The sequence below is a fragment of the Limimaricola pyoseonensis genome, from assembly GCF_900102015.1.
Lineage (GTDB): Bacteria > Pseudomonadota > Alphaproteobacteria > Rhodobacterales > Rhodobacteraceae > Limimaricola > Limimaricola pyoseonensis.
This window is the reverse complement of the sequence record NZ_FNAT01000013.1, coordinates 19,988-45,260: the sequence shown is the minus strand read 5'-3', so window position 1 is coordinate 45,260 and position 25,273 is coordinate 19,988. Positions and strand designations below refer to the sequence as shown.

Genomic DNA, 25,273 nt, shown 5'->3' with positions numbered 1-25,273 from the left:
AAAAATTTCGTCACAGGCGCTATCCTGCCGGCATGTTCGACGAGCTTCCCCCGCTAAGCTGGCTGCGGGCCTTCGAGGCGACCGCCCGGCTCGGCAACTTCACCCGCGCCGCCGAGGAGCTGAACCTGACGCCCTCGGCGGTCAGCTACCAGATCCGGGCCTTGGAGGCGCGGCTCGGCCACAAGCTGTTCGAGCGCCGCCGCCGGACGCTGGTGATGACCCGGCTGGCGCAGTCCTACCTGCCGGTGGTCAGCAAGGCCTTCGCCGACATCGATGCCAGCACGGCGGGGGTGTTCGGGCGCATGGGCGGCGAGCGGGTGACGCTGCGCTGCATGAACTCGCTCAACATGCTGTGGCTGGTGCCGCGGATCGAGGCGTTCCGCGCCCGCCATCCCGACATCGCGCTCAGCCTGCTCTCGGCCTCATGGGCCGAGGGCGGCGACAGCGCGCTGATCGATCTCGACATCCGCTACGGCGAGGGGCTGTGGTCCGACGGCGAGGTGATCCCGCTGATGCGCCACGGCGTGCAGCCGGTCTGCGCGCCGGATCTGGCGGGCGGGATGCCGGCGCTCGAGCGCGGGCCGCTGATCGAGATGGCCGGTGTCGTGGACACCTGGCGCCATTTCTTCCGGCTGCACCTGCCCGAGACCCGGCCGCCATCGCCCGACTACGTCGTCGACACCTCGCTGATGGCGCTGGAGCTGGCGGAGCGCGGCCTCGGCCATGCGCTGGTCGCCGACATCTTCGCCGCGCCCTATCTCGAGTCGGGGCGGCTGGTGCGGTCCTGCGACCGCAACCTCGAGGCGCGGCACGGGCATTTCATCGTCGTGCCGGCGCATTCCGACCGCAACCGGCACGGCGTGCGCGCGATGATCGACTGGCTCGGCGAGATCGCCACCGACGCGTGACGGCGGCCGTCCGGACCCGGCGGGCCTGAGGCGGCGCAGGGGGTCAGGCCGGGGTCGCGGGTTCGCGTTGCGGCGCCGCCAGCCCGCCCATGCGCCGCAGCTGGCCCAGCACCTCGGCCACGCCCTCGCCATGGCGCAGGGCGCAGAACGCGACGGGACGCTCGCCCCGCATCCGCGCCGCGTCGCGCGCCATCACCTCGAGCGAAGCGCCGACATGCGGCGCGAGGTCGGTCTTGTTGATCACCAGCAGGTCCGAGCGGGTGATCGCCGGGCCGCCCTTGCGCGGGATCTCCTCGCCGGCCGCGACGTCGATGACGTAGACGGTGAGGTCGGCGAGCTCCGGGCTGAAGGTGGCGGAGAGGTTGTCGCCGCCGCTCTCGATCAGCACCACCTCGATGCCGGGATGACGGCGCTCAAGCTCGGCGACGGCGGCGAGGTTGAGGCTGGCATCCTCGCGGATCGCGGTGTGCGGGCAGCCGCCCGTCTCGACACCGATCACCCGGTCGCCGGGCAGGATCTGCATCCGCATCAGCGCCTCGGCGTCCTCCTGCGTGTAGATGTCGTTGGTGATGACGCCGATGGAATGGTCGGGGGCGAGCGCGCGGGCCAGCGCGGCGGTGAGCGTGGTCTTGCCGGCGCCGACCGGGCCGCCGATGCCGATGCGCAGGGGTCCGTTCATGGAGGTCATGTCGCGAAGATCCTCGGTTGCTGGGTTTCGTGGCGCATCGCGGTGACGTCGCCGAGAAAGGATGTGGAGGAGAGGTCGTCGAGCGTGCCGGTCTTGGCCTCGGCGGCGAGGCGTTCGCAGAGGGGCGCGAGCGCGATCTGCACGCGCTGGCCGCCGGTCTGGCCCAAGGGCATCAGCCGCAGCGCCGCCGAGACGAGGTTGGCCATGAAGCCGTGCAGGTAGAGCGCGACGGTGGGCCGGAGCGGCAGGCCGTGGCGCGCGGCGCGGGCGCCGATGGCGACGGGGTGCAGCAGCGGCGTGTCGGGGCCGCCCGAGACGGCGGCCTCTGTGCGGACGAAGGCCGCGCCCTGCCGCTCGGCCTCGATGACGCGTTCGCGGGCGGCGGCGAAGGCGCGGGCGGTGGCGTCTATCCGGGCAAGCTCGGCGTCGTCCGTGGCGCGGAAGGCGGCGGCGAGGAACAGCGCGTCGTTGCGGCCCGCGCCGTGCTCCAGCAGGTCGGAGAGCCAATCCTGCAGACTGGCCTCGTCCGTCACGTGGCCGTCGGCGATGGCGGTCTCCAGCCCGTGCGAATAGGCGAAGCCCCCGACCGGGTAGGCGGGCGAGAGCCAGCGCGCGAGGGTGAGCGCCTGCGTCTCAGTGAGCATGGGCGGAGTGACCGTGCTCATGGGCGTGGGTGCGACCATGGCCGTAGGCGCCGCCCTCGGGGGAAAACGGCCCGGTGACGTCGCGCAGCTCGGCGCCGAGATGGTCGAGCATGTGGGCGATCACCTTGTCGCGGCGGATCACCAGCCGGTCGGCGTGAATCTCGCAAGGCGTGTGGCGATTGCCGACATGCCAGGCGAGGCGGGCGAGATCGCCGCGCACCTCGGTCAGCGCCTCGGGCGCGGCGAGGATGGCGACGCGGCGGCCGTCGCCCAGCTCCAGCGCGTCGCCCGCCTCGAGCGAGACGGTCTGCGGCAGGTCGACGAGCACCGACAGGCCCGAGGTCGTGACCAGCACGCGGCGGCGCAGGAAGCGGCCCTCGTAGTCGAGCGCGCAGGTCTCGGCCTGGCCGGTCCAGTGGCCCTTGCGGTGCAGGGTGCGGGCGGTGGGGAGGTCGGTCATCGGGTCACCTCAGAACAGGAAGTAGCGCTGCGCCATCGGCAGCGTCTCGGCGGGTTCGCAGGTCAGCAGCTCGCCATCGGCGCGGACCTCGTAGGTCTCTGGGTCGACCTCGATCGCGGGCAGCGCGTCGTTGAGGCGCATGTCGCGTTTCGTGAGCCCGCGCGTGTCGCCGATGGCGACGGTCTCCTTGGCAAGGCCGAGCCGCTCGCGCAGCCCGTCCTGCTGCGCCGCCGCGCTGACGAAGGTGACGCTGGCATGCTCGACCGCGCGGCCATAGGCGCCGAACATCGGCCGCAGATGCACCGGCTGCGGGGTGGGGATCGAGGCGTTCGGGTCGCCCATCTGCGCCATGACGATCTGGCCGCCCAAGAGCACCATTTCGGGCTTCACGCCGAAGAAGGCCGGGTGCCAGAGCACGAGGTCGGCGCGCTTGCCGGGCTCGATCGAGCCGATCTCGGCGGCCAGCCCATGCGCGATGGCGGGGTTGATGGTGTATTTCGCGACGTAGCGCCGGGCGCGGAGGTTGTCGTTCTCGCCGGTCTCTTCCGAAAGCCGCCCGCGCTGGCGCTTCATCTTGTCGGCGGTCTGCCAGGTGCGGATCAGCACCTCGCCCACGCGCCCCATCGCCTGGCTGTCCGACGCGATGATCGAGAAGGCGCCGATGTCGTGCAGGATGTCCTCGGCGGCGATGGTCTCGCGCCGGATCCGGCTCTCGGCGAAGGCGATGTCCTCTGGCACGCGCTTGTCGAGGTGATGGCAGACCATCAGCATGTCGAGATGCTCCTCGACCGTGTTGACGGTGTAGGGCCGGGTCGGGTTGGTCGAGGCCGGGAGCACGTTCATCTCGCCGCAGATCTTGATGATGTCGGGCGCGTGGCCGCCGCCCGCGCCCTCGGTGTGGAAGGCGTGGATGGTGCGGCCGGCGATGGCGGCGACGGTGCGCTCGACGAAGCCGCTCTCGTTGAGCGTGTCGGTGTGGATCATCACCTGCACGCCGGTCTCGTCGGCGACGCGCAGGCAGCAGTCGATGGAGGCCGGGGTGGTGCCCCAGTCCTCGTGCAGCTTCAGCGCGCAGGCCCCGGCGCGCACCTGCTCGTGCAGCGCGCCCGGGAGCGAGGCGTTGCCCTTGCCGGCGAAGGCGAGGTTCATCGGGAAGGCATCGGCCGATTGCAGCATCCGCGAAAGGTGCCACGGCCCGGGCGTGCAGGTGGTGGCGAGCGTGCCATGCGCCGGGCCGGTGCCGCCGCCGAGCATGGTGGTGACGCCGGAGGCCAGCGCCTCCTCGATCTGTTGGGGGCAGATGTAGTGGATGTGGCTATCCATGCCGCCGGCGGTGAGGATGCGGCCCTCGCCGGCGATCACCTCCGTGCCGGGGCCGATCACGATGTCGACGCCGGGCTGGGTGTCGGGGTTGCCGGCCTTGCCGATGGCATGGATGCGGCCGTCCTTCAGGCCGACATCGGCCTTGAAGATGCCGGTGTGGTCGAGGATCAGCGCGTTGGTGACCAGCGTGTCGACCGCGCCCTCGGCGCGGGTGCGCTGGCTCTGGCCCATGCCGTCGCGGATGGTCTTGCCGCCGCCGAACTTCACCTCCTCGCCGTAGCGGGTGAGGTCGCGCTCGACCTCGATCACCAGCTCGGTGTCGGCGAGGCGGACGCGGTCGCCGGTGGTCGGGCCGTACATCGCGGCGTAGTCGGCGCGGGGGATGTTCACCGGCATCGGGTGGCCTCCATGAAAACGGTCGGTCGGGGTTTCATGGAGGGCCGGGGCGTCAGCGCATCGCGCGCAGCTCCGCGTTGCGGCGCAGGGTCAGCTCTTCCATGCAGTTCCAGTAGAACATCGGCGCGGCGCTGCCGCCCGATCTCTGCTCGGGTTCGCAGGTCGCATCGCGCCGCGCGAGCCAGGCGCGCTGCTCGTTCAGCAGCGCCTGTCCGGATCCCCGCGCATCCGCGCGCGGCTTCACCACGCGCCACAGGCGGTTCAGCTCGGCGTCGGCGGCCATCCATTCCTCGTAGGCGCAGAAGTTGATGCCCATCTGGTGCGAGGGGTCGCAGCGGGGCCCGTCCTCCTGCGCCGAGGCGGGCAGGGGTGGCAGGAGAAGGAGCGGGAACAGGAAAACGTAACGCATGGCAAACCTCCGGGGGTGTCTCGCGGAAGGTTAGCATGGCTCGTCGATTCTCCCGATGCGGGCGCATCACAGATCCCCCATCACGTCGCCCTGGAAGCCGAAGACCTTTCGGTCTCCGTGTATCTCGATCAGCCGCACCTCGCGGCGCTGGCCGGGTTCGAAGCGCACGGCGGTGCCGGACGCGATGTCGAGCCGGCGGCCGCGCGCGGCGGCGCGGTCGAAGTCGAGCGCGGCGTTGGCCTCGGCGAAGTGGTAGTGGCTGCCGACCTGAACGGGGCGGTCGCCGGTGTTGGCGACCATCAGGGTGATCGCGGCGCGGCCCGGGTTCAACTCGATCTCGCCCGGGGCGGGGAAGGTCTCGCCGGGGATCACGACCGCGCCCTCCGCCATGCCGCGAGACCGGCGAGGCCGATCAGCGCGAAGGCCGCGAGCGGGCCGGTCCAGCCGGGCTGGCCGTGCGGGTGGCCGGCATGGGCCAGCGCCGGGGCGGGCAGCAGGGCCGGGGCGGCGAGCAGGATGCGGGTCATCATGGCGGGCTCCTTTCAGCGGATCGGGTCGTGGACGGTGACGAGCTTGGTGCCGTCGGGGAAGGTGGCCTCGACCTGCACCTCCGCGATCATCTCGGGCACGCCCTCCATGCACTGGTCGCGGGTGACGACCTCGGCCCCGGCCTGCATCATCTCGGCCACCGAGCGGCCGTCGCGCGCGCCCTCGACCACGGCGTCGGTGATCAGCGCGATCGCCTCGGGGTGGTTGAGCTTGACGCCGCGCGCCAGCCGGCGGCGCGCCACCTCGGCGGCCATGGCGACGAGAAGCTTGTCCTTCTCTCGGGGGGTGAGGTTCATCTCAGAGTCTCCATGAGGCGGGGAGCGTGTCGCCGGTGAGCCGGTCGAGCACGGGCAGAAGCGTGGCGCGCAGCGCATGGCCGTCGCGGGCCAGCAGGCGCAGCACCAGAAGGTCGGGGGCCATCAGCGAGGCCCCGGCACTGGCGGGCAGCAGAGCGCGGATCGGCGCGAGATGCGCTTCGGCCGAGGGGTCGGCGAGGATCACGCTGGCCATGGCTCCGGCGCCGTTCGCCACGGCGGGGCGGGCGAGATGGGCGGCGATGTCGCCCTCGAGGCGCAGCGCGTCGAGATAGAGCGGCGCGCCGTCGCGGCGGATCTCGATCCGGTCGCGGAAGCGCGCGGCGCGGAGCCGCTCGCCCATGGCGGTACGGCCGAAAATGATCGGCTCGACCACCAGCGCGCGGGCGCCGGGGTCGAGGTCGAGCGTCAGGCGGCGGTCGAGATCGCAGCCCTCGTAGAGGATGGTCTCCTGCGGCAGCCAGTCGATCCGGGCGCCGTGCCGCGCCACCAGCCGGTTGCGGATGCGCGCGGGCGCGGGGCCGGTGGCGCGGTAGGCGCGCTCGGCGGCCTGGGTGGTGAGGCGCAGATGCGCGCCCTCGCGGGCCTCGGCCGCGATCGAGAAGGCGTCGCCGCCGGTCGCGCCGCCGGCGGTGTTGAGCACGATCGCCTCGACCCGGCCGGGGCGGCGGGCGAAGAGCGCGCGCAACGACCCCTCGGCGCGCAAGAGCGCCACGCGGCTGTCGCCCGCGGCGTGATGCGCGGCGATGCGCAGGCTGCCCCTGGCGCGTTGCGGCGCGTGCGGGGTCGCGGCGGCGGTCGATGCGGTCTCGTGCAGGATGGTGCGTCCTCCCTTGTCGACACCGGGCTACAGGCGGCGGGGCGCGAAACGCCACGAGTCGCGCCGGGCGGCCGCCCGTTCCGGCGGCGACTGGCGCGAAATTCGGCAGGGGCGGGGCGAAGCGCCCAAAGATCGGGCAATGCGCGACGGGGCGCCCCGCGCTGCGGCGTGGCGGTTGCCGTCGGGTGCGGCATTCCGGATGCAGGAGGCGTCCCCGGCGAACGCGGCGCAGACCCGGTGCGGGGGAGAGGGTGGTGACGGCCGCGAAAGTTGGCGCTGACGACGGCCGCCACCGGGTGCAACAGAAGTTGCGGGACATGAGTTAGTTGCGGCGGCCCTGCGTGGCAATGCCGACGGCGCGTCCCGCGGGAGACAGTGACATGAAGACGCGCATTTCCAGCCTCGCCCTCGCGGCGGGCCTCGGCCTTTCGGCCGCCCCGGCCCTGGCGCAGGACGCCGCTTGCCCGATCAAGGTCGGCGTGCTGCATTCGCTCTCGGGCACGATGGCGATCTCGGAGACCACGCTGAAGGACACGGTGCTGATGCTGGTCGAGGACCAGAACGCCGCCGGCGGCCTTCTGGGCTGCGAGCTCGAGGCGGTGGTGGTCGACCCGGCCTCGGACTGGCCGCTCTTCGCCGAGAAGGCGCGCGAGCTGCTGACCGTGCACGAGGTCGACGTGATCTTCGGCAACTGGACCAGCGTCAGCCGCAAGTCGGTGCTGCCGGTGATCGAGGAGCTGAACGGTCTGCTGTTCTACCCCGTCCAGTACGAGGGCGAGGAAAGCTCGCGCAACGTGTTCTACACCGGCGCCGCGCCGAACCAGCAGGCGATCCCGGCGACCGACTACTTCCTCGAGGAGCTGGGCGTCGAGAAGTTCGCGCTTCTGGGCACCGACTACGTCTACCCGCGCACCACCAACAACATCCTCGAGAGCTACCTCAAGGATCAGGGCGTGGCCGAGGGCGACATCTTCGTCAACTACACCCCCTTCGGCCATTCCGACTGGTCGAAGATCGTCGCCGACGTGAAGGCGCTCGGCGCCGACGGCAAGAAGGTCGGCGTGATCTCGACCATCAACGGCGACGCCAATATCGGCTTCTACAAGGAACTCGCCGCGCAGGGCATCTCGGCCGAGGACATCCCCGTCGTCGCCTTCTCGGTCGGCGAGGAGGAGCTGTCGGGCCTCGACACCTCGAACCTCGAAGGCCACCTCGCGGCCTGGAACTACTTCCAGTCGGCCGAGGGCGAGGCCAATGCCGAGTTCGTCGCCAAGTGGAAGGCGAAGATGGGCGAGGAGCGGGTGACCAACGACCCGATGGAGGCGCATTACATCGGCTTCAACATGTGGGCGCAGGCGGTCGAACAGGCCGGCACCACCGAAGTGGATGCCGTGCGCGCCGCGATGTACGGCCAGACCTTCCCGAACCTGACCGGCGGCACCGCCGAGATGCTGCCGAACCACCACCTGACCAAGCCGGTGCTGATCGGCGAGATCACCGGCGAGGGGCAGTTCGACATCCTGAGCCAGACCGACCCGGTGCCGGGCGACGCCTGGACCGACTACCTGCCCGAAAGCGCCGTGCTCGAGGCCGATTGGCAGGCGCTGGAATGCGGGATGTACAACACCCAAACCGAGACCTGCGTGCAGATCAAGTCGAACTACTGACGCGCGACCGGCCGGGGGCGCGTCGCGTCCCCGGCCCCAGAACGGGCGGGACATGCCATGAGACGGATGACGAGGCGCGCGCTCGGCGTGCTGGCGCTGGCGCTCTGCGCCGGAACGGCGGCGGCCGGGCCGATGCAGGACCTGCTGCAGCGGAACCGGGCGCTGATCGAGGAAAGCTCGCGCCGCACCATCGCCCCGGCGATCGAGGCGGTGGCGACGAGCGGGCTGCCGCAGGCGCAGCAGGTGCTGCGGGCCTGGCAGGACAAGGCGCTGGCGATCGACGCGGCCGGGCGGTTCTGGATCGCGGGCGAAGGCGCGCCGCTCGACCCCGAGGGCGAGCTAGCCGCGCCCGAGGGCGATCTCGACCGCATCAAGCCCAACAGCGGCATCCGGGCGCTTCTGGGCACGGCGCTGGTCAGCTTCCAGCTCACCGACCCGGACCCGGCCAGGCGGATGGCCGGGCTCGACTCGATCCTGCGCGATCCCGAACCTGAATTGCTGGCGCCGCTGCGCGCCTCGATGGCGGGCGAGACCGACCCGGCCATCGCCGCCCGCAAGGAACGGCTGGAGCGGCTGCTGACCATGCGCTTCGGCGAAGACGAGGCGGCGCGGGTCGCGGCGATCGAGGCGCTCTCGGGCGACATCTCGGTCGAGGCGCGCGGCGCGCTGAACCCGCTTCTGGCAACGCGGCGCGTGGCGGGCCCGGCGGGCGAGACGCCCGAGGGCAATCTCGCCGCAAGGCTGGTGCCCGGCGCGGACGGCTTCGGCCATGCCGCGGCCTACGCGATGCTGGTCGATGCCGGGCTGGCGCCGCCGCGCCCGACCGACGCGCAGATCCGCGACGCGCTTGCCGCGAATATCGAGGCGGGCAGGGTGGCGGGCGTGCCGGTGGCGCAGCTCGGCGATCCGGGCAGGCGGGCCGCGGCCTATGACGCGCTGGCCGGGCAGGGCCTCGTGCCGCCGCGGGTGGACGAGGCGCAGGTCGAGGCAGCGCTCGCCGCGCACGGCTTCCACGAGATCTACCTCGAGCCCTCCGCCGCCGTCACCGACGCGGCGCGCCGGGCGCTGGCGGCGATCGACACCAAGGTGACGGCGATGAAGGGCGTCGATCTCGGGCTCGACGCGCTGTCGCTCGCATCGATCTACTTTCTTGCCGCGATCGGGCTGGCCGTCACCTTCGGGGTGATGGGCGTGATCAACATGGCGCATGGCGAGTTCATCATGATGGGCGCCTACACCGCCTATCTGGTGCAGCAGCTCGTGCCCGACCGGACGCTGTCGCTGATCGCGGCGCTGCCGGCGGCCTTCGTGGTGACATTCGCCGCCGGCGTTGCGATGGAGCGGCTGGTGATCCGGCATCTCTACCACCGGCCGCTGGAGACGCTGCTCGCCACCTTCGGCATCTCGATCGCGCTGCAGCAGCTCGCCAAGATCGCCTTCGGCACGCAGGCCCGGCCGCTGACTGCGCCGGACTGGCTCGGCGGCGCGTGGATCATGAACGACGTGGTCGGCATCAGCCATATCCGCATCGCGATCTTCGTGCTGGCGCTGATGTTCCTCGGCTTCTTCCTGTTCCTGATGAAGCGCACCCGGCTCGGGCTCGAGACCCGCGCGGTGACGCAGAACCCGGGCATGGCGGCCTCGGCCGGGATCGATCCGGGCCGGGTCAACATGCTGACCTTCGGGCTCGGCTCGGGCATCGCCGGGATCGCCGGCGTCGCCATCGGGCTCTACGCCAAGGTCACCTCCGAGATGGGCGCCGACTACATCGTGCAGAGCTTCATGACCGTGGTCGTGGGCGGCGTCGGCAACATCTGGGGCACGCTGGCTGGCGCGGCGATGATCGGCGGGCTGCAGAAGGCGATCGAGACCGCCAACCCGTCGAACACGCTGGCGGCGCAGACCTACATGATCCTCGTCGTGATCCTCTTCATCCAGTTCCGGCCGCGCGGCATCGTCGCGCTCAGGGGCCGGGCGGCGGGGGACTGAGCATGTCCCCCCTCAACCAAGCGGAGGCCGCATGACCGGCTCGTTCCTCTCCCGCAACCCCTCCGTCCCGGTGATGCTGGGCGCGATCCTCGCGCTGGTCTTCGCCGTCACGGTCTTCTCCGAGGCGATGGGCGGCGGGCTCTCGACCAGCTTCGTCAAGACGCTGGGCATGACGCTCTGCCTCGCGCTGGCCGCGCTCGCCATGGACCTCGTCTGGGGCTACGCGGGCATCCTGTCGCTCGGCAACATCGCCTTCTTCGGCCTGGGCGGCTACATGATCGGCATGTGGCTGATGGCGGCGCGGACCCGCGACGTGGTGACCGCGAACCTCGCCGCGCAGCCGATCCCGCCGACGCCTTCGGAGATCGACGCCGCCGTGGCCGGGCAGATCTTCGGCGTGGTGGGCTCTGACAGCTTCCCGCTGGTCTGGGCCTTCTCGGGCAGCCTGGCCGCGCAGCTCGCGCTGGTGGTGCTGGTGCCGGCGGCGTTGGCGGCGGTCTTCGGCTGGCTCGCCTTCCGGGCGCGCGTGACCGGGGTCTACCTGTCGATCCTGACGCAGGCGATGACGCTGGCGCTGGCGCTGTGGCTGTTTCAGAACGACAGCGGGCTCAGGGGCAACAACGGGCTCTCGGGGCTGCAGAACATCCCCGGCGCGGAGGGCGTGCCGCAGGCCGAGGTGGCGCTGTGGTTCCTCTGGGGTTCGGCCGCGGCGCTGGCGCTCGGCTATCTGCTGTCCGCGTGGCTGGTCTCGGGCAAGTTCGGCGCGGTGCTGCGCGGCATCCGCGACAACGAGAGCCGGGTGCGCTTCCTCGGCTACCCGGTCGAGGGCTACAAGCTCGCGATCTTCACGCTCTCGGCCGCGATCACCGGCGTGGCGGGCGCGCTCTACTACCCGCAGGCCGGGATCGTGAACCCGGCCGAGATGATGCCGATCGCGTCGATCTACCTCGCGGTCTGGGTGGCGATCGGCGGGCGCGGGCGGCTCTACGGCGCGGTGATCGGCGCGGTGGCGGTGAGCCTCGTGTCGTCCTTCTTCACCTCCGGGCGGCTGCCCGACCTCGATCTCGGCCCCGTCCGGCTGGTCTGGGTCGACTGGTGGCTGGTGATGCTCGGCGCGGGCTTCGTCGCGGTGACGCTCCTGGCGCCGAAGGGGCTGGGCGGTCTGGTGGACTTGTGGTCGCGCCGCCGCGGCGCCGACCGGCACGGCGCGGATCTGGGCCCCGATGCGGGCGCGCTGCGCGAACAGGAGGCCGAGGCATGACGTCGCTTCTGGAAGTGTCCGGCGTGTCGGTGAGCTTCGACGGCTTCCGCGCCATCAACAACCTCTCCTTCCGCATCGGCCCGGCCGAGCTGCGCGCGGTGATCGGGCCGAACGGCGCGGGCAAGACCACCTTCATGGACATCGTCACCGGCAAGACCCGGGCCGACAGCGGCACGGTGCGCTGGGGCGAGAAGGGGCTGTCGCTCACGGGGCTCTCCGAGGCGCGGATCGCCCGCGAGGGGGTGGGGCGCAAGTTCCAGAAGCCCACCGTGTTCGAGGACCAGAGCGTCGAGACCAACCTGCTGATGGCGCTGAAGAACCGGCGCGGGCCCTTCGCGGCGCTGATCTGGCGGCCGAAGCCTGCCGAGATGGAGCGGATGCGCGAGCTGGCGGGCACGATCGGGCTGTCGGCGCATCTGGCGCGCAAGGCCGGCGAGCTGAGCCACGGCCAGAAGCAGTGGCTGGAGATCGGCATGCTCTTGGCGCAGGAGCCGAAGCTCCTGCTGGTCGACGAGCCTGCGGCCGGCATGACGCCCGCCGAGCGCGAGAAGACCACCGAGATCCTTGTCGAGGCGGCGAAGACCCGCGCGGTGGTGGTGGTCGAGCACGACATGGAGTTCGTGCGGCGGCTGAACTGCCGCGTGACGGTGCTGCACGAGGGCTCGGTGCTGGCCGAGGGCAGCCTCGATCACGTGACGTCGAACAAGGACGTCATCGACGTCTATCTGGGGAGGTGAGCATGCTGGACGTGGACGGGCTCGACCTGCATTACGGGCACAGCCGGATCCTGCACGGGGTCGGCCTTTCGGCGCGGCCGGGCGAGGTGACCTGCGTGATGGGCACCAACGGCGTCGGCAAGACCAGCCTGCTGCGGGCGCTGTCGGGCCGGCACCGGCCCAGCGCCGGGACGATCCGGCTGGGCGGCGAGGACATCACCGCGCTTTCGGCGCATGGCAAGGCGCGGCGCGGCCTGGGCTACGTGCCGCAGGGGCGCGAGATCTTCCCGCTGCTGACGGTGCGCGAGAACCTCGAGACCGCCTATGCCGGCCTGCCGCGGGCCGAGCGCAGCGTGCCCGACGAGATCTACGAGCTGTTCCCGGTGCTGCACGAGATGCGCCACCGGCGCGGCGGCGACCTCTCGGGCGGGCAGCAGCAGCAGCTCGCCATCGGCCGGGCGCTGGTGCTGCGCCCGAAGCTCCTGCTGCTCGACGAGCCGACCGAGGGCATCCAGCCCAACATCATCCAGCAGATCGGCCGGGTGATCGGCCGCCTGCGCGAGCGCGGCGACATGGCGATCGTGCTGGTCGAGCAGTATTTCGACTTCGCGGTCGAGCTGGCGGACCGGGTGGTGGTGATGCGGCGCGGCGCGGTGACGCTGTCGGGGGCGCGCGCGGCACTTCCGCGCGAGCGGCTGCTGGCCGAGGTCTCGGTCTGAACAGGGGGCGGGCCGGCGTCAGCCGGCCGTCCGCAGGCCCGCGACCAGCAGCCGGAACTTCTCGCCCTGGATCGCCACGTGGTCGCGTAGCAGCGATGCCGCGCGCTCGGCATCGCCCTCGCGCAGCGCCGCCATGATCGCCTCGTGCTCGTTCATCGATTGCGGGATCCGGCCGCGCAGCTGCAGCTGCATCCGGCGGAACGGCCGGAGCCGGCGATGCAGGCGCCGCGCCTCGCCGCACAGGAAGGCATTGCCCGACTCCGCATAGAGCCGGTGATGGAAGCGCTCGTTCTCGAGGTAATAGCCGTCGATGTCGCCCGCTTCCATCGCCGCGCGGCAACCGGCATTGGCGGCCTCCAGCTCGTCCAGCGCCGCGTCCGCGATGCGCCGCGCGGCAAGGCGGCCGCAGGCGGCCTCGAGCTCCGCCATGACCTCGAACATCTCGAGCAGTTCGACCGTGCCGATCTCGCGCACGAAGACGCCGCGGCGCGGCACCTGCTCGACCAGCCCGGCGGCCGACAGCCTCTGGAACGCCTCGCGGATCGGCGTGCGCGACACGCCGTGCTCCTTGGCCAGCCGGGTCTCGTCGAGACGGGTGCCGGGCGCGAAGCGGCCGCGCAGGATGTCCTGCTCGAGCGTTTCGGCGATCAGGTCGCTGCGGCTGCCGCTCATCGCGCCCCCTCGCATATGCAGTTGATGCCAAATTGTATACGAAAACTTGACACTGCATGCAATCCCGCGCAGCGTGGCGGCGCGCGAGGAGGAGGATCGAGAATGGCCAACCCGCTCTACGACACGATCTTCGGACGCCATGCCGGGCAGGGCAGGACGTTCCTGCACCTGCAGGACGGGCGCGAGATCGGCTATGACGGCTTTCTCGCCATGGCGGCGAAGATCGCGCATGCCCTCTCCGCCGCCGGGCTGCGACCGGGCGACCGGCTGGCCGCGCAGGTTGCCAAGTCGCCCGAGGCGCTGGCGCTCTATGCCGCCTGCGTGCAGGGCGGTTTCGTCTTCCTGCCGCTCAACACCGCCTACACCACCGAAGAGCTGAGCTATTTCGTCGAGGACAGCGGCGCGCGGATCCTCGTTTGCGACCCCGGCGCGCAGGGCGCGCTGGCCCCGCTCTGCGACCGGCTCGGCGCGGCGCTGCTGACGCTCGGCCCCGACGGGTCGGGCACGCTGATGCAGCGCGCGGGCGCGATGCCCGAGAACTACGACACCGCCGCGCGGAGCGCCGACGATCTTGCCGCCTTTCTCTACACCTCGGGTACGACGGGGCGCTCCAAGGGAGCGATGCTGACGCAGGACAACCTGCTGTCCAACGCCGGGGTTCTGGTCGATCACTGGCGCTTCACCGAGGACGACGTGCTGCTGCACGCGCTGCCGATCTTCCACACCCACGGGCTCTTCGTGGCGACCAACACGCTGGCGCTGGCGGGCGGGTCGATGATCTTCCTGCCGAAGTTCGACCTCGACCGGGTGATCGAGCTGATGCCGCGGGCCACGACGATGATGGGCGTGCCGACCTTCTACACGCGGCTTCTGGGCGACGAGCGCTTCACCGCCGAGACCGCGCGCAACATGCGGCTCTTCATCTCCGGCTCGGCGCCGCTCCTGGCCGAGACGCATCTCGAGTTCGAGGCGCGCACCGGCCACCGAATCCTCGAGCGCTACGGCATGACCGAGACCAACATGTCGACCTCGAACCCGCATGACGGCGAGCGCCGCGCCGGCACGGTCGGCTTCCCGCTGCCCGGGGTCGAGCTGAAGATCACCGGCCGCGAGACCGGCGAGCCGCTGCCGCAGGGCGAGGTCGGGATCATCGAGGTGCGCGGGCGCAACGTCTTCAAGGGCTACTGGCAGATGCCCGAGAAGACCGCGGCCGAGCTGCGCGCGGACGGCTTCTTCATCACCGGCGATCTCGGCCGGATCGACGCGGACGGCTACGTCACCATCGTCGGTCGCGACAAGGACCTGATCATCTCGGGCGGCTACAACATCTACCCCAAGGAGATCGAGCTGCTGCTCGACGCGCAGCCCGGCGTGCTGGAAAGCGCGGTGATCGGTGTGAAGGACGCTGATTTCGGCGAGGCGGTGCTGGGCGTGCTGGTGCCGAAGCCGGGCGCGCGCATCGACACGGACGCGGTGATGGCGGCGATGCAAGGCAGCCTCGCGCGCTTCAAGCAGCCCAGGCGGCTGGAGATCGTAGGCGAGCTGCCGCGCAACGCCATGGGCAAGGTGCAGAAGAACCAGCTGCGCGACCGCTTCGGCGGCTGAGCGCGGCTCAGCCCGCCGCGCCGCTGCGCCGCGCCTCGAGGATCGCGGTGAGCTTGGCCATCATGTGGTCGTGAAGCAGCGTCCCCAGCGCCGCGCCGTCGCGCGCCGCCAGCGCCTCGGCGATGCGCTCGTGCTCGGCCAGCGCCTTTTCCCAGCGGCTGCGGGTCAGGTTGGCCTGGTAGCGGGCGCGGTGGATCTGCCCGGCGACGGTGGCGTGGGTCCGGGCCAGCATCTCGTTGCGGCTGGCGGCGAGGATGGCGGCGTGGATCTTCTGGTTGATCTCGAAGTAGAGCGGCCGGTCGCCGGCGCCGACCGCGTCGCGCAGCGCCCCGGTCAGCCGCGCGATCTCGGCGATCTCGGCGTCGCTCGCGCGCTCGGCCGCCTGCCGCCCGGCGATGCCCTCAAGCGCTGCGAGCACCGGGAAGGCGTCGGCCAGCTCGGCGTCGCTGCGCCGCGCCACCACCGCGCCGCGGTTCGGGATCAGGTCGATCAGACCCTCCGAGGCGAGGATCTTCATCGCCTCGCGCAGCGGCGTGCGCGAGACGCCGAAGCGCTCGGTCAGCTCGCGCTCGCGGATCTTCTCGCCGCCCTTCAGCTCGCCCTCGAGGATCAGCCCGCGCAGCACGTCGGCCACCTGCACCGCGAGGGCAGGGCGGGCCAGCAGCCCGGCCGGGTCAGGGATCTGCGGATTGGCCGTCATGCCGGTCTCCTTTCGCGTCCGAGGTCATGCGGTCGAAGACCTCGGCGATGTGCAGCGCCCGCCGCCTCGTGCCGTCGGCGATCTGATGCCTGCAGGACGTGCCGTTGGCAATGATCAGCGCATCGGGCGCGGCGCGGCGCACCGCGGGCAGCAGCTCGGCCTCGCCCATGGCGAGCGACACGTCGATCGTGTCGGCGCCGTAGCCGAAGGCGCCGGCCATGCCGCAGCAGGACGATTGTATCACGCTGGCGTCGAGCCCGGGAATCGCCGCCAGCGCGCGTTCCATATCGCCCATCGCGCCGGCGGCCTTCTGGTGACAATGGCCGTGCACATGCGCCGTCGCGGCCCCGGAGGAGAAGGGCAGTTGCATCCGCCCGGCCGCCGTCTCGCGGGCGACGAACTCCTCGAAGAGCAGGGCATGCCTGGCCAGCCGCTCGGCTTCCTCGCCCGGCAGCAGCGCCTTGAACTCGTCGCGCAGGGTGAGCAGGCAGGACGGCTCCAGCCCGATCACCGGGCGGCCCGCCTCGACATGCGGCAAGAGCGCCTCGAGCGTGCGCCGCGCCTCGGCGCGCGCGCGGCCGAGCATCCCGGCGGCGAGGTAGGTGCGCCCGCAGCAGAGCGGCCGCTCGCCACCGGGCATCGCCGAATGCACGGTGTAGCCGGCGCGGGTCAGCACCCTGAGCGCGGCGCGGGGAATTTCCGGCTCCATCCAGCGGTTGAAGCTGTCGGCGAAGAGCACGACCTCGCCCGCACTACCCGCCGGCGCGGCGGTGATCTCGGCCTCGCGGAAGGCGTCGCGGCGGAAGCGGGGCAGGGTCCGGCGGGCCGATATGCCGGTGATCCGCTCGGCCAGCTTCGCCACCGCCGGCACGCGCTCGCGCAGCGCGAAGAGCGGGCCGGCCCGCGCGGCGAGGCGGGCGTAGCGCGGCATCTCGGCGATCAGCCGGTCCTTCAGCGAGAAGCCCAGCTTCTTGCCGCGCTGGTGCAGCACTTCGGTCTTCATCTTCGCCATGTCGACGCCGGTCGGGCATTCGCGCTGGCAGGCCTTGCAGCCGACGCAGAGCTTCAAGGTCTCGGCCATCTCGTCGGAGAAGAGCGCGTCGCGCCCGAGCCTGCCCGACAGCGCCAGCCGCAGCGCGTTGGCGCGGCCGCGGGTGACGTCCCGTTCGTTGCGGGTCACCCGGTAGCTCGGGCACATCACCCCGCCCGAGAGCTTGCGGCAGGCGCCGTTGTTGTTGCACATCTCGATCGCGCCCTGGAAGCCGCCCGAGGCGCCGGACCAGGCCGACCAGTCGAGACCGGTCTGCAGATCGTCGAAGCGGTAGCCCTCGGGGTAGCGCAGGAGCGACCGGTCATCCATGCGCGGCGGCTCGACGATCTTGTTGGGGTTGAAGCGCCGCTCCGGGTCGAAGGCGTCCTTCACCTCCTCGAAGGCGCGCACGAGGCGCGGCCCGAACATCTTCACGTGAAACTCCGAGCGCACGATGCCGTCGCCATGCTCGCCCGAATGCGAGCCCTTGTAGTCGCGCACCATGTCGAAGGCTTCCTCGGCGATGGCGCGCATCGCCTTCACGTCCTTCTCGAGCCGCAGGTTCAGGACCGGGCGGACATGCAGGCAGCCTTCGGAGGCATGGGCGTACCACGTGCCCTCGGTGCCGTGTTTGCGGAACACGTCCGTCAGCCGGTCGGTGTAGTCGGCGAGGTGCTCGAGCGGCACCGCCGCGTCCTCGACGAATGAGACGGGCTTCCCGGCCTCCTTCATCGACATCATGATGTTGAGGCCCGACTTCCTGAGCTCGCCGATATCGGCCATGAGCTTCGCGTCCCAGACCTCGACCACGCCGCCCTCCTGCGCGCCGCCCCGGCCGAAGCCGTAGCCGAGATCGGACATGGTGTCGTGCAGCTCGGCGATCCGCTCGGCATTGGTGTCGGGGTCGTCGAACTCGACGAACAGCAGCGCCGCAGGGTCGCCTTTCACAAAGGCATCGAGGGTCGGCACGAAGACCGGGATCTCGCGGGCGAGGTTCAGCATGGTGCGGTCGACCAGCTCGACCTGCGTGGGGTCGAGCTTCACGAGGTGCTGCGCCGCCTCCATCGCCGCGCGGAAGGTCGGGAAGTGGCACACCCCTTGCGCCTTCTGCTGCGCGGGCAGGGGGGAGAGTTTGATCTCGATCGCGGTCGAGACGGCGAGCGTGCCCTCGGAGCCCACCAGCAGATGCGCGAGGTTGACCGGCTGGCCGTTCGGCACCAGCGCGTCGATGTTGTAGCCGCCGACCCGGCGCTGCACCTGCGGGAAGCGGCGGGCGATCTCGCGAGCCTCGCGTTCGCCGATGCCGAGCAGCCGGTGCAGCAGCGGCTCGGGCACGCTATTGCCCGAGCCGGGACCGAAGTCGAACTCGCTGCCGTCGGCGAGCAGCCCCTGGATCGAGATCACGTTGTCGCGCGTGGTGCCGTAGCGCAGCGAGCGCGCGCCGCAGGAATTGTTGCCGACCATGCCGCCGATGGTGGCGCGCGAGGCGGTCGAGACATCAACCGGAAACCACAGCCCGTGCGGCCTGAGCTGGCGGTTCAGCTCGTCGAGCACGATGCCCGGCTGCACCAGCGCGCGGCGCCCCGCCACGTCGAGGTCGAGGATCCGGTTGAGATGGCGCGAGCCGTCGAGGATCAGCCCGGTGTTGATGGTCTGGCCGCATTGCGAGGTGCCGCCGCCGCGCATGGTGACGGGCACGCCGTCCTCGCGGGCCGCGGCCAGCGCGCGGGCCACGTCGGCCGCGCTTTTCGGCACCGCCACCCCGGCGGGCATGATCTGGTAATGCGACGCATCCGTCGCGTAGCGCCCGCGGGAGAAGGCATCGAACAGCACCTCGCCCTCGAACTCGTCGGCCAGCCGACGCCTCAGCCCCTCGCGCAGCATCCTGTCGCTCTCCCCGCCCCGTCCGACATATTGTTCCTTGACAGGAATTATGAATTCAGAATTCAATTCAGGTCAACCGAAAGGCCCGAGGCCCCCGCCGGAAGGGGGCGCCCGACGCGGCGGCCAATGATCAAGGGAGCGTCCCAGATGCCTGCTGGCCGTCATTTTCTGCAGATCCCCGGCCCGTCCAACGTGCCAGACCGCATCCTGCGGGCGATGGACTACCCGACCATGGATCATCGCGGCCCGGCCTTCGCCGAGGTCGGCCGCGCCGCGCTGGAGGGCGCGAAATGGGTGTTCGGCACCGAGAACCGGGTGATCATCTACCCGTCCTCCGGCACCGGCGCCTGGGAGGCGGCGTTGGTCAACACGCTGTCGCCCGGCGACACCGTGCTGATGTACGAGACCGGCCATTTCGCGACGCTGTGGAAGAAGCTGGCCGAGCGGCTGGGGCTGAAGCCGGTCTTCATCGAGGGCGACTGGCGCCGCGGCGCCGACCCCGACGCGATCGCGGCCCGGCTGAAGGAGGACGAGGCCCACGAGATCAAGGCGGTCTGCGTGGTCCACAACGAGACCTCGACCGGCGCCGTCTCGCCCATCGCCGCGATCCGCCGCGCCATCGACGCCGCCGGCCACCCGGCGCTGTTCATGGTCGACACGATCTCGGGGCTGGCCTCGATCGACTACCGCCATGACGAATGGGGCGTCGACGTCACGGTCTCGGGCTCGCAGAAGGGGCTGATGCTGCCGCCGGGCCTGTCCTTCAACGCGGTCAGCGAGAAGGCCGTGGCCGCATCGAAGACCGCAGGCCTGCCGAAGGCCTACTGGGCCTGGGACGACATGATGGGGCCGAACGACACCGGCTACTTCCCCTACACGCCCGCGACCAACCTGCTCTACGGGCTGAACGAGGCGATCGCGATGCTGCGCGAGGAGGGGCTCGAGAACGTCTTCGCCCGCCACACCCGGCATGGCGAGGCCGCCCGCGCGGCGGTCGAGGCCTGGGGGCTCGAGGTGCTCTGCGCCCGGCCCGAGGACCGCTCGGGCGTGCTGACCGCGGTGATGATGCCCGAGGGGCATTCGGCCGACCGGTTCCGGGCGATCGCGCTCGAGAATTACGACATCTCCTTCGGCAACGGGCTGAGCAAGGTGGCCGACCGGGTGTTCCGGATCGGGCATCTGGGCGATTTCAACGACCTCATGCTCTGCGGCACGCTGGCGGGGGTGGAGATGGCGCTCTCGGATGCGGGCGTGCCGCATCGCAAGGGCGGCGTGCAGGCGGCGATGCAGGTGCTCGGGGGCGGCCAGTCCGCGCTCAGGGCCGCCGCCGAGTGAGTCGGCGCGCCCGCCGCGCGCCCCCGAGGGGCAGGGCGGCGGCGGGTGCGCGACGCGGGCGAGGGGAGCGGCGGACAGAGCCGGAACGGCCGGCCGCCGCCCCCCTCCGGGACGACGGGTCCATAGGGAGGAGGAACCCATGAACACCAAGATTCTCGCCGGTGCGGCGCTGTCCGCGCTGATCGCCGGCCAGGCCATGGCCGCCGACATGACGCTGCGCTTCGGCCATGTCGGAAATCCCGGCTCGCTGTTCGAGGCGACCGCGAACCACTTCGCCGAATGCGCCAATGCCGAGCTGGGCGACGCGGCCGAGGTCCAGGCCTTCGGCTCGTCGCAGCTCGGCAAGGACCAGGAGCTGCTGCAGAAGCTGAAGCTCGGGCAGGTGCATTTCGCGCTGCCCTCGTCGGTGATGTCCTCGGTCGACGACCGCTTCGGGGTGTTCGAGATGCCCTACATCATCCAGGACCGCGACCACATGCGCCGGGTCCAGGGCGAGATGATGGATGTGTTCGAGGGCGCGGCCAACGAGAACGGCTACACCATCGTCGGCCTGGCCGAGAACGGCTTTCGCCACATCACCAACAACGTCCGGCCGGTCAACGTGCCCGCCGATCTCGACGGGGTGAAGCTGCGCACGCCGAACGGCGCCTGGCGGGTGAAGATGTTCCAGCATTACGGCGCCAACCCGACGCCGATGTCCTTCTCGGATGTGTTCACCGCGCTGCAGACCGGGGTGATCGACGGCCAGGAGAACCCCTACGCCCAGATCGCCTCGGCCAAGTTCCAGGAGGTGCAGGACTACCTGTCGATCACCGGCCACGTCTACACGCCGGCCTACATCCTCGCCTCGAAGAAGCATTTCGACGACCTGCCCGAGGAGGTGCGCGCGGTGCTGAGCGACTGCGCGGCGCAGACGCAGGACTTCACCTACGAGACCGCCGCGCAGATGGAGGTGGACCTGCTCGAGGAGATCAAGGCCGCCGGGGTCGAGGTCAACGAGGCCGACAAGGCCGCCTTCATAGAGGCGTCGCGGCCGATCTACGACGCCTTCGCCGCCGAGGTCGAGGGCGGCGGCGATCTGATCGACAAGGTGCTCGCGCTCGGCGGCGGGTCGAGCTGAACGGGGCCGGGGCGTCGTCCAAAAGGGCGGCGCCCCGGTCGCATCCGATCCCCCCCTTGCCCCGCGCCCGCGGGGCGCGGGGCCAGCCCTCCAGCGAGTGAACGATGACACAGCCAGCCGCGATCGGCGCCGGGCGCGCGGCCCGCCGCCCCACACAGGCCGCAGGGACCAAGGGGCCCATGGACATCTTGAACCGAATATCCGCCGTGATGGCGCTGCTGCTCGAATGGATCACCGTGGCGCTGATGGTGGCGCTGACCGGGGTGGTCATCGTCGCCGTGCTGGCCCGGCTCCTGGGCGAGAGCTTCTCGTGGTACGACGAGGTCGCCGCGATCATGCTGGCCTGGATCACCTATTACGGCTCGGCGCTGGCGGCGCTGAAGCGGCGGCATATCGGCTTCGACACGGTGCTGCTGGCGCTGCCGCCGCGCTGGCGCATGGCGGCGCTCGCCTTCGGCGAGGCGGTGGTGCTGACCTTCTTCGTGCTGATGGCGCAGGCCGGCTTCCAGGTGCTGGCGATCCTCGAGGGCTCCTACCTCGTCTCGCTCACATGGGTGCCGGTGCAGCTGACCCAGTCGGTGATCCCGGTCGGCGCGATCCTGTTCATCGCGGGGCAGCTTCTGAGCCTGCCGGACTACTGGTCGAAGACCGCGCGCGGCATCTCGCTCGAACATGCCGAGATTGAGGAGGAGGTCGACACCGAGATGCACAAGAACGCCGGCCACGTGGTCGGGGAGGTCCGCTGATGCTGATGCTGTTCATCTTCGTGGCGCTGGTGGCGCTGATCTGCATCAACGTGCCGATCGCCGTGGCGCTGGCCATGGCCGGCGTGATCGGCCTCTTGGCGACGGAAGGGGTCAACTCGCTCGCGACCATCGCGCTCGACATGTATGGCGGCGCGACCAAGTTCTCGCTGATCGCGATCCCGATGTTCGTGCTGGCCGGCGCGATCATGAACGCCGGCGGCATCACCGACCGGCTGATCAACTTCGTCTCGGCGCTGATCGGCTTCATCCGCGGCGGCCTCGCCATGGTGAACATCGGCGTGTCGCTGTTCTTCGCCGAGATCTCCGGCTCGGCGGTGGCCGACGTCGCGGCGATGGGCTCGATCTTGATCCCGCAGATGAAGAAGCGCGGCTATTCCGGCGCGCTCTCGGCGGCGGTGACCTCGTCCTCGGCCTCGCTCGCGATCATCATCCCGCCCTCGATCCCGATGATCCTCTACGCCGCCTCGGCCAACACCTCGGTGGAGCAGCTCTTCGTCGCGGGCCTCGTGCCCGGCCTGCTCGGTGCGGGCGGTTTGATGGGCGTCGCCTACTGGTTCGCGCGGCGCTACAACCTGCCGACCGAGGAGGCGTTCAACGTGCCGCGCCTCAAGGCCACCTTCATCGAGGCGCTGCCGGCCTTCGTGCTGCCGGTGATCATCCTCGGCGGCATCTTCGGCGGCTTCGTCACCGCCACCGAGGCCGCGGGCCTCGCGGTGATCGCGGCGCTCGTCGTCTCGGCCTGGTATCGCAACGTCGATCTCAAGCACCTGCGCCGGGCGATGCTCGACGGCGGCATGCAGACGGCGGTGGTGATGCTGCTGGTCGCGGCCTCTGTGCTGATGGGCGGCTTCCTGACCCGGGCGCAGATCCCGCAGCAGCTGGCCCAGGGCATCCTCGCCATCACCTCCGAGCAATGGGCGATCCTGCTGATCCTCAACGTCTTCTTCCTGGTGATCGGCTTCTTCCTGCACTCGGCGGCGGCGATCATCCTTGTGGTGCCGATCGTCATCCCGCTGATCCAGCAGGCCGGCATCGACCCGGTGCATTTCGGCCTCGTGGTGACGCTGAACCTTGCGATCGGGCAGCAGACCCCGCCGGTGGCCTCGGTGCTGATCACCAGCTGCGCGGTGGCGCGGGCCAATATCTGGGAGGTATCGAAGGTCAATGTCGGCTTCGTCGGCGTGCTGCTCGCGGTGCTGATGCTGTGCACCTACGTGCCGGCCGTGCCGCTCTTCCTGGTGGAGTACTTCTACAGATGACATCGACCGATGAGCTGATCGTGGAGCGTCGCGGTGCGACGCTCCACCTCGTCTTCAACCGCCCCGAGGCGCGCAACGCGCTGAGCTTTTCCATGTACGAGGCGCTGGCCGAGGCCTGCCGCACGGTGCCGACCGACGGCTCGGTCCGCGCGGTGGTGATCTCTGGCGCCGGCGGCCGGGCCTTCGCGGCCGGCACCGACATGACCCAGTTCCGCGGCTTCGAGACGGCGCGCGACGCGCATGACTACGAGGCGCGGATCGCCTCGGTGCTGCGCGACCTCGAGACCTGCCCGCTGCCGACGCTGGCGGCGATCCACGGCGCCTGCACCGGCGGCGGCGCGGCGATCGCCGCGGCCTGCGACATCCGCATCGCCTCCGAGACCCTGCGCTTCGGCTTCCCGATCGCGCGGACGCTGGGCAACTGCCTCGCCGCCGGCAACCTCGCGCGGCTGACCGAGCTGGTCGGCGCCGGGCGGCTGCGCGAGATCATCTTCACCGCCCGGCTGATCGAGGCCGGCGAGGCGCACGCCATCGGCCTCGTCTCGGAGGTGCTGCCCGACGAGGCGGCGCTGATGGCGCGGGCGGACGGGATCGCCGAGACGCTCGCGGGCATGGCGCCGTTGACGCTGCGCGCCACCAAGGAGGCGATGCGCCGTAACCGCGAGGCGCGCGCGGTCGAAGACGCGGACCTGATCGAGTTGTGCTACATGAGCGAGGATTTCCGCCACGGGATGGAGGCCTTCCTCGCCAAGCGAAAGCCGGAATGGAGGGGCAGATGAGCGGACCGCTGGCGGGCATGAAGGTGGTGGAGCTCGCGCATATCATGGCCGGGCCCGCCTGCGGGCTGATGCTGGCGGACATGGGCGCCGACGTGATCAAGGTCGAGAAGCCCGCGGGCGACGACAGCCGCCGCTTCGTGCCGCCCGAGATCGAGGGCGAGAGCGCCGCCTACCTGATGATGAACCGCAACAAGCGCGGCATCGCGCTCGACCTCAAGCGGCCCGAGGCGGTGCAGGCGCTGCGCGACCTGCTGGCCGGGGCCGACTTGGTGATCGAGAACTACCGCATGGGCACGATGGAGAAGCTCGGCCTCAGCTACGAGAGCCTGCGCGAGATCAACCCGCGGCTGGTCTATTGCGAGATCTCCGGCTTCGGCCGCACCGGGCCCTATGCCAGCCGCGGCGGCTTCGACCTGATCGCGCAGGGCATGTCGGGGCTGATGTCGATCACCGGCGAGGGGCCGGGCCGGCCGCCGGTCAAGCCCGGCGCGCCGATCACCGACATCACCGCCGGCATCCTCGCCGCGATGGGCTGCGTCGCGGCCTATGCCCGCGCCCGCGAGACCGGGCAGGGGCAGAAGGTCGACACCTCGCTGTTCGAGGCCGGGATCACGCTCACCTACTGGCAGAGCGCCATCGCCTTCGCCACCGGCGAGACGCCGGGGCCGGTCGGCTCGGCGCATCCGCTCAACGCGCCCTACCAGGCCTTCGAGACCCGCGACGGCTGGATCAATGTCGGCGCCGCCAACCAGCAGAACTGGCTGCGGCTGCTGCAGGTGATCGGCGCGCCCGAGCTCGACGCCGACCCGCGCTTCGGCTCGAACCGCGACCGGATGCTGAACCTGCCGGCGCTGGTCGAGATCCTGAACGGCCACCTGCGGGCGCGCGACACCGCCGACTGGCTCACGCGCATGGAGGCGGCCGGCCTGCCGGCCGGGCCGGTGCTGAGCATCCCCGAGATGCAGGCCGACCCGCAGGCGCGGGCGCGCGGCATGATCGTCGAGACCGATCACCCGCAGGCCGGGCCGGTGCAGGGGATCGGCCACCCGGTCAAGTACTCGGCCGGCATGGCGCCGAACGCGCGCCCCGCGCCGCTTCTGGGCCAGCACGGGCGGGAGGTGCTCGAAGAGATCGGCTACCCGTCCGAGCGGATCGCGGCGCTCCTCGCATCCGGCGCGCTGGTCGACCCAAACGGCGCAAGGCAACCCGAGGCGGCTCTCGGGGCGCGATAGGGCACCGCTCCCTTCCGAGGCGCGCGA

General features: G+C 70.9%; 25 protein-coding genes. 13 read left to right on the top strand and 12 right to left on the bottom strand.

Annotated features, from left to right (window positions below):
• Window positions 1-32: 32 nt before the first annotated feature.
• Complete coding sequence (locus BLT43_RS17770) at window positions 33-908, top strand: LysR substrate-binding domain-containing protein (RefSeq protein WP_090115078.1); 876 nt, start codon at window positions 33-35, stop codon at window positions 906-908.
• 43 nt (window positions 909-951) lie between these two features.
• Here the strand turns inward: BLT43_RS17770 and ureG are convergent, their stop codons facing one another.
• From ureG to BLT43_RS17730, 9 genes are all read right to left on the bottom strand, one after another.
• On the bottom strand, window positions 952-1,596 hold the full coding sequence (gene ureG, locus BLT43_RS17765) for an urease accessory protein UreG (protein ID WP_090115076.1): 645 nt from the start codon (window positions 1,594-1,596) through the stop codon (window positions 952-954).
• Window positions 1,593-2,240: an urease accessory protein UreF gene (locus BLT43_RS17760; RefSeq protein ID WP_090115074.1), complete on the bottom strand. Its 648-nt coding sequence runs from the start codon at window positions 2,238-2,240 to the stop codon at window positions 1,593-1,595. The genes ureG and BLT43_RS17760 overlap by 4 nt, the downstream gene beginning before the upstream one ends.
• On the bottom strand, window positions 2,230-2,700 hold the full coding sequence (locus tag BLT43_RS17755; protein WP_090115072.1) for an urease accessory protein UreE: 471 nt from the start codon (window positions 2,698-2,700) through the stop codon (window positions 2,230-2,232). Before BLT43_RS17755 ends, BLT43_RS17760 begins: the two co-directional genes overlap by 11 nt.
• A gap of 9 nt (window positions 2,701-2,709) precedes the next feature.
• Window positions 2,710-4,419, bottom strand: coding sequence for an urease subunit alpha (gene ureC, locus BLT43_RS17750; protein WP_090115070.1), 1,710 nt, complete (start codon window positions 4,417-4,419; stop codon window positions 2,710-2,712).
• Between the two features lie 52 nt (window positions 4,420-4,471).
• A complete protein-coding gene (locus BLT43_RS17745; RefSeq protein WP_090115068.1) occupies window positions 4,472-4,828 on the bottom strand; it encodes a lysozyme inhibitor LprI family protein in 357 nt (118 codons plus the stop codon).
• A 66-nt stretch (window positions 4,829-4,894) separates the two neighbouring features.
• A complete protein-coding gene (locus tag BLT43_RS17740) occupies window positions 4,895-5,200 on the bottom strand; it encodes an urease subunit beta (RefSeq protein WP_090115109.1) in 306 nt (101 codons plus the stop codon).
• A complete protein-coding gene (locus tag BLT43_RS19200; protein ID WP_165612665.1) occupies window positions 5,197-5,358 on the bottom strand; it encodes a hypothetical protein in 162 nt (53 codons plus the stop codon). Before BLT43_RS19200 ends, BLT43_RS17740 begins: the two co-directional genes overlap by 4 nt.
• Before the next feature lie 12 nt (window positions 5,359-5,370).
• The gene (locus BLT43_RS17735) at window positions 5,371-5,673 is read right to left on the bottom strand and encodes an urease subunit gamma (RefSeq protein WP_090115066.1); all 303 of its coding nucleotides are present in this window, start codon (window positions 5,671-5,673) and stop codon (window positions 5,371-5,373) included.
• A gap of 1 nt (window position 5,674) precedes the next feature.
• Complete coding sequence (locus BLT43_RS17730; protein WP_242652352.1) at window positions 5,675-6,406, bottom strand: urease accessory protein UreD; 732 nt, start codon at window positions 6,404-6,406, stop codon at window positions 5,675-5,677.
• Window positions 6,407-6,891: 485 nt separating this feature from the next.
• Between BLT43_RS17730 and urtA the strand changes: the two genes are divergently transcribed.
• The 5 genes from urtA (at window position 6,892) to urtE (ending at window position 12,863) form a co-directional block, all read left to right on the top strand.
• A complete protein-coding gene (gene urtA / locus BLT43_RS17725; protein WP_090115064.1) occupies window positions 6,892-8,178 on the top strand; it encodes an urea ABC transporter substrate-binding protein in 1,287 nt (428 codons plus the stop codon).
• A gap of 66 nt (window positions 8,179-8,244) precedes the next feature.
• Window positions 8,245-10,167, top strand: a complete 1,923-nt coding sequence (urtB, locus tag BLT43_RS17720; RefSeq protein ID WP_090115063.1) for an urea ABC transporter permease subunit UrtB — start codon at window positions 8,245-8,247, stop codon at window positions 10,165-10,167.
• Between the two features lie 31 nt (window positions 10,168-10,198).
• Window positions 10,199-11,428 carry an ABC transporter permease subunit gene (locus BLT43_RS17715; RefSeq protein ID WP_090115062.1) on the top strand — a complete coding sequence of 410 codons (1,230 nt, stop codon included), beginning with the start codon at window positions 10,199-10,201 and terminating at the stop codon, window positions 11,426-11,428.
• A complete protein-coding gene (gene urtD / locus BLT43_RS17710; RefSeq protein WP_090115061.1) occupies window positions 11,425-12,165 on the top strand; it encodes an urea ABC transporter ATP-binding protein UrtD in 741 nt (246 codons plus the stop codon). The genes BLT43_RS17715 and urtD overlap by 4 nt, the downstream gene beginning before the upstream one ends.
• 2 nt (window positions 12,166-12,167) lie before the next feature.
• Complete coding sequence (urtE, locus tag BLT43_RS17705; protein ID WP_090115060.1) at window positions 12,168-12,863, top strand: urea ABC transporter ATP-binding subunit UrtE; 696 nt, start codon at window positions 12,168-12,170, stop codon at window positions 12,861-12,863.
• Window positions 12,864-12,881: 18 nt separating this feature from the next.
• Here urtE and BLT43_RS17700 read toward each other — a convergent pair whose 3' ends face one another.
• A complete protein-coding gene (locus BLT43_RS17700) occupies window positions 12,882-13,535 on the bottom strand; it encodes a GntR family transcriptional regulator (RefSeq protein WP_090115059.1) in 654 nt (217 codons plus the stop codon).
• A gap of 102 nt (window positions 13,536-13,637) precedes the next feature.
• On the opposite strand from BLT43_RS17700, the gene BLT43_RS17695 reads away from it, so the two are divergent.
• Window positions 13,638-15,140, top strand: coding sequence for a malonate--CoA ligase (locus BLT43_RS17695; protein WP_090115058.1), 1,503 nt, complete (start codon window positions 13,638-13,640; stop codon window positions 15,138-15,140).
• Window positions 15,141-15,147: 7 nt separating this feature from the next.
• On the opposite strand, the gene BLT43_RS17690 is transcribed toward BLT43_RS17695, so the two are convergent.
• Both BLT43_RS17690 and BLT43_RS17685 read right to left on the bottom strand, forming a co-directional pair.
• Window positions 15,148-15,840, bottom strand: coding sequence for a GntR family transcriptional regulator (locus tag BLT43_RS17690; RefSeq protein WP_090115057.1), 693 nt, complete (start codon window positions 15,838-15,840; stop codon window positions 15,148-15,150).
• Window positions 15,815-18,754 carry an FAD-binding and (Fe-S)-binding domain-containing protein gene (locus tag BLT43_RS17685; RefSeq protein ID WP_090115056.1) on the bottom strand — a complete coding sequence of 980 codons (2,940 nt, stop codon included), beginning with the start codon at window positions 18,752-18,754 and terminating at the stop codon, window positions 15,815-15,817. The genes BLT43_RS17690 and BLT43_RS17685 overlap by 26 nt, the downstream gene beginning before the upstream one ends.
• Before the next feature lie 147 nt (window positions 18,755-18,901).
• Between BLT43_RS17685 and BLT43_RS17680 the strand changes: the two genes are divergently transcribed.
• The 6 genes from BLT43_RS17680 (at window position 18,902) to BLT43_RS17655 (ending at window position 25,246) form a co-directional block, all read left to right on the top strand.
• Entirely contained in the window at window positions 18,902-20,089 is a 1,188-nt protein-coding gene (locus tag BLT43_RS17680; protein WP_090115055.1) for a pyridoxal-phosphate-dependent aminotransferase family protein, read from the top strand.
• Window positions 20,090-20,228: 139 nt separating this feature from the next.
• Window positions 20,229-21,209: a TRAP transporter substrate-binding protein gene (locus BLT43_RS17675; RefSeq protein ID WP_242652351.1), complete on the top strand. Its 981-nt coding sequence runs from the start codon at window positions 20,229-20,231 to the stop codon at window positions 21,207-21,209.
• A 179-nt stretch (window positions 21,210-21,388) separates the two neighbouring features.
• Window positions 21,389-21,955: a TRAP transporter small permease gene (locus BLT43_RS17670; protein WP_090115054.1), complete on the top strand. Its 567-nt coding sequence runs from the start codon at window positions 21,389-21,391 to the stop codon at window positions 21,953-21,955.
• The gene (locus BLT43_RS17665; protein ID WP_090115053.1) at window positions 21,955-23,235 is read left to right on the top strand and encodes a TRAP transporter large permease; all 1,281 of its coding nucleotides are present in this window, start codon (window positions 21,955-21,957) and stop codon (window positions 23,233-23,235) included. The genes BLT43_RS17670 and BLT43_RS17665 overlap by 1 nt, the downstream gene beginning before the upstream one ends.
• Window positions 23,232-24,014: an enoyl-CoA hydratase gene (locus BLT43_RS17660; protein WP_090115051.1), complete on the top strand. Its 783-nt coding sequence runs from the start codon at window positions 23,232-23,234 to the stop codon at window positions 24,012-24,014. Before BLT43_RS17665 ends, BLT43_RS17660 begins: the two co-directional genes overlap by 4 nt.
• Window positions 24,011-25,246 carry a CaiB/BaiF CoA transferase family protein gene (locus BLT43_RS17655; RefSeq protein ID WP_242652350.1) on the top strand — a complete coding sequence of 412 codons (1,236 nt, stop codon included), beginning with the start codon at window positions 24,011-24,013 and terminating at the stop codon, window positions 25,244-25,246. Before BLT43_RS17660 ends, BLT43_RS17655 begins: the two co-directional genes overlap by 4 nt.
• The last annotated feature ends 27 nt before the right edge of the window (window positions 25,247-25,273 follow it).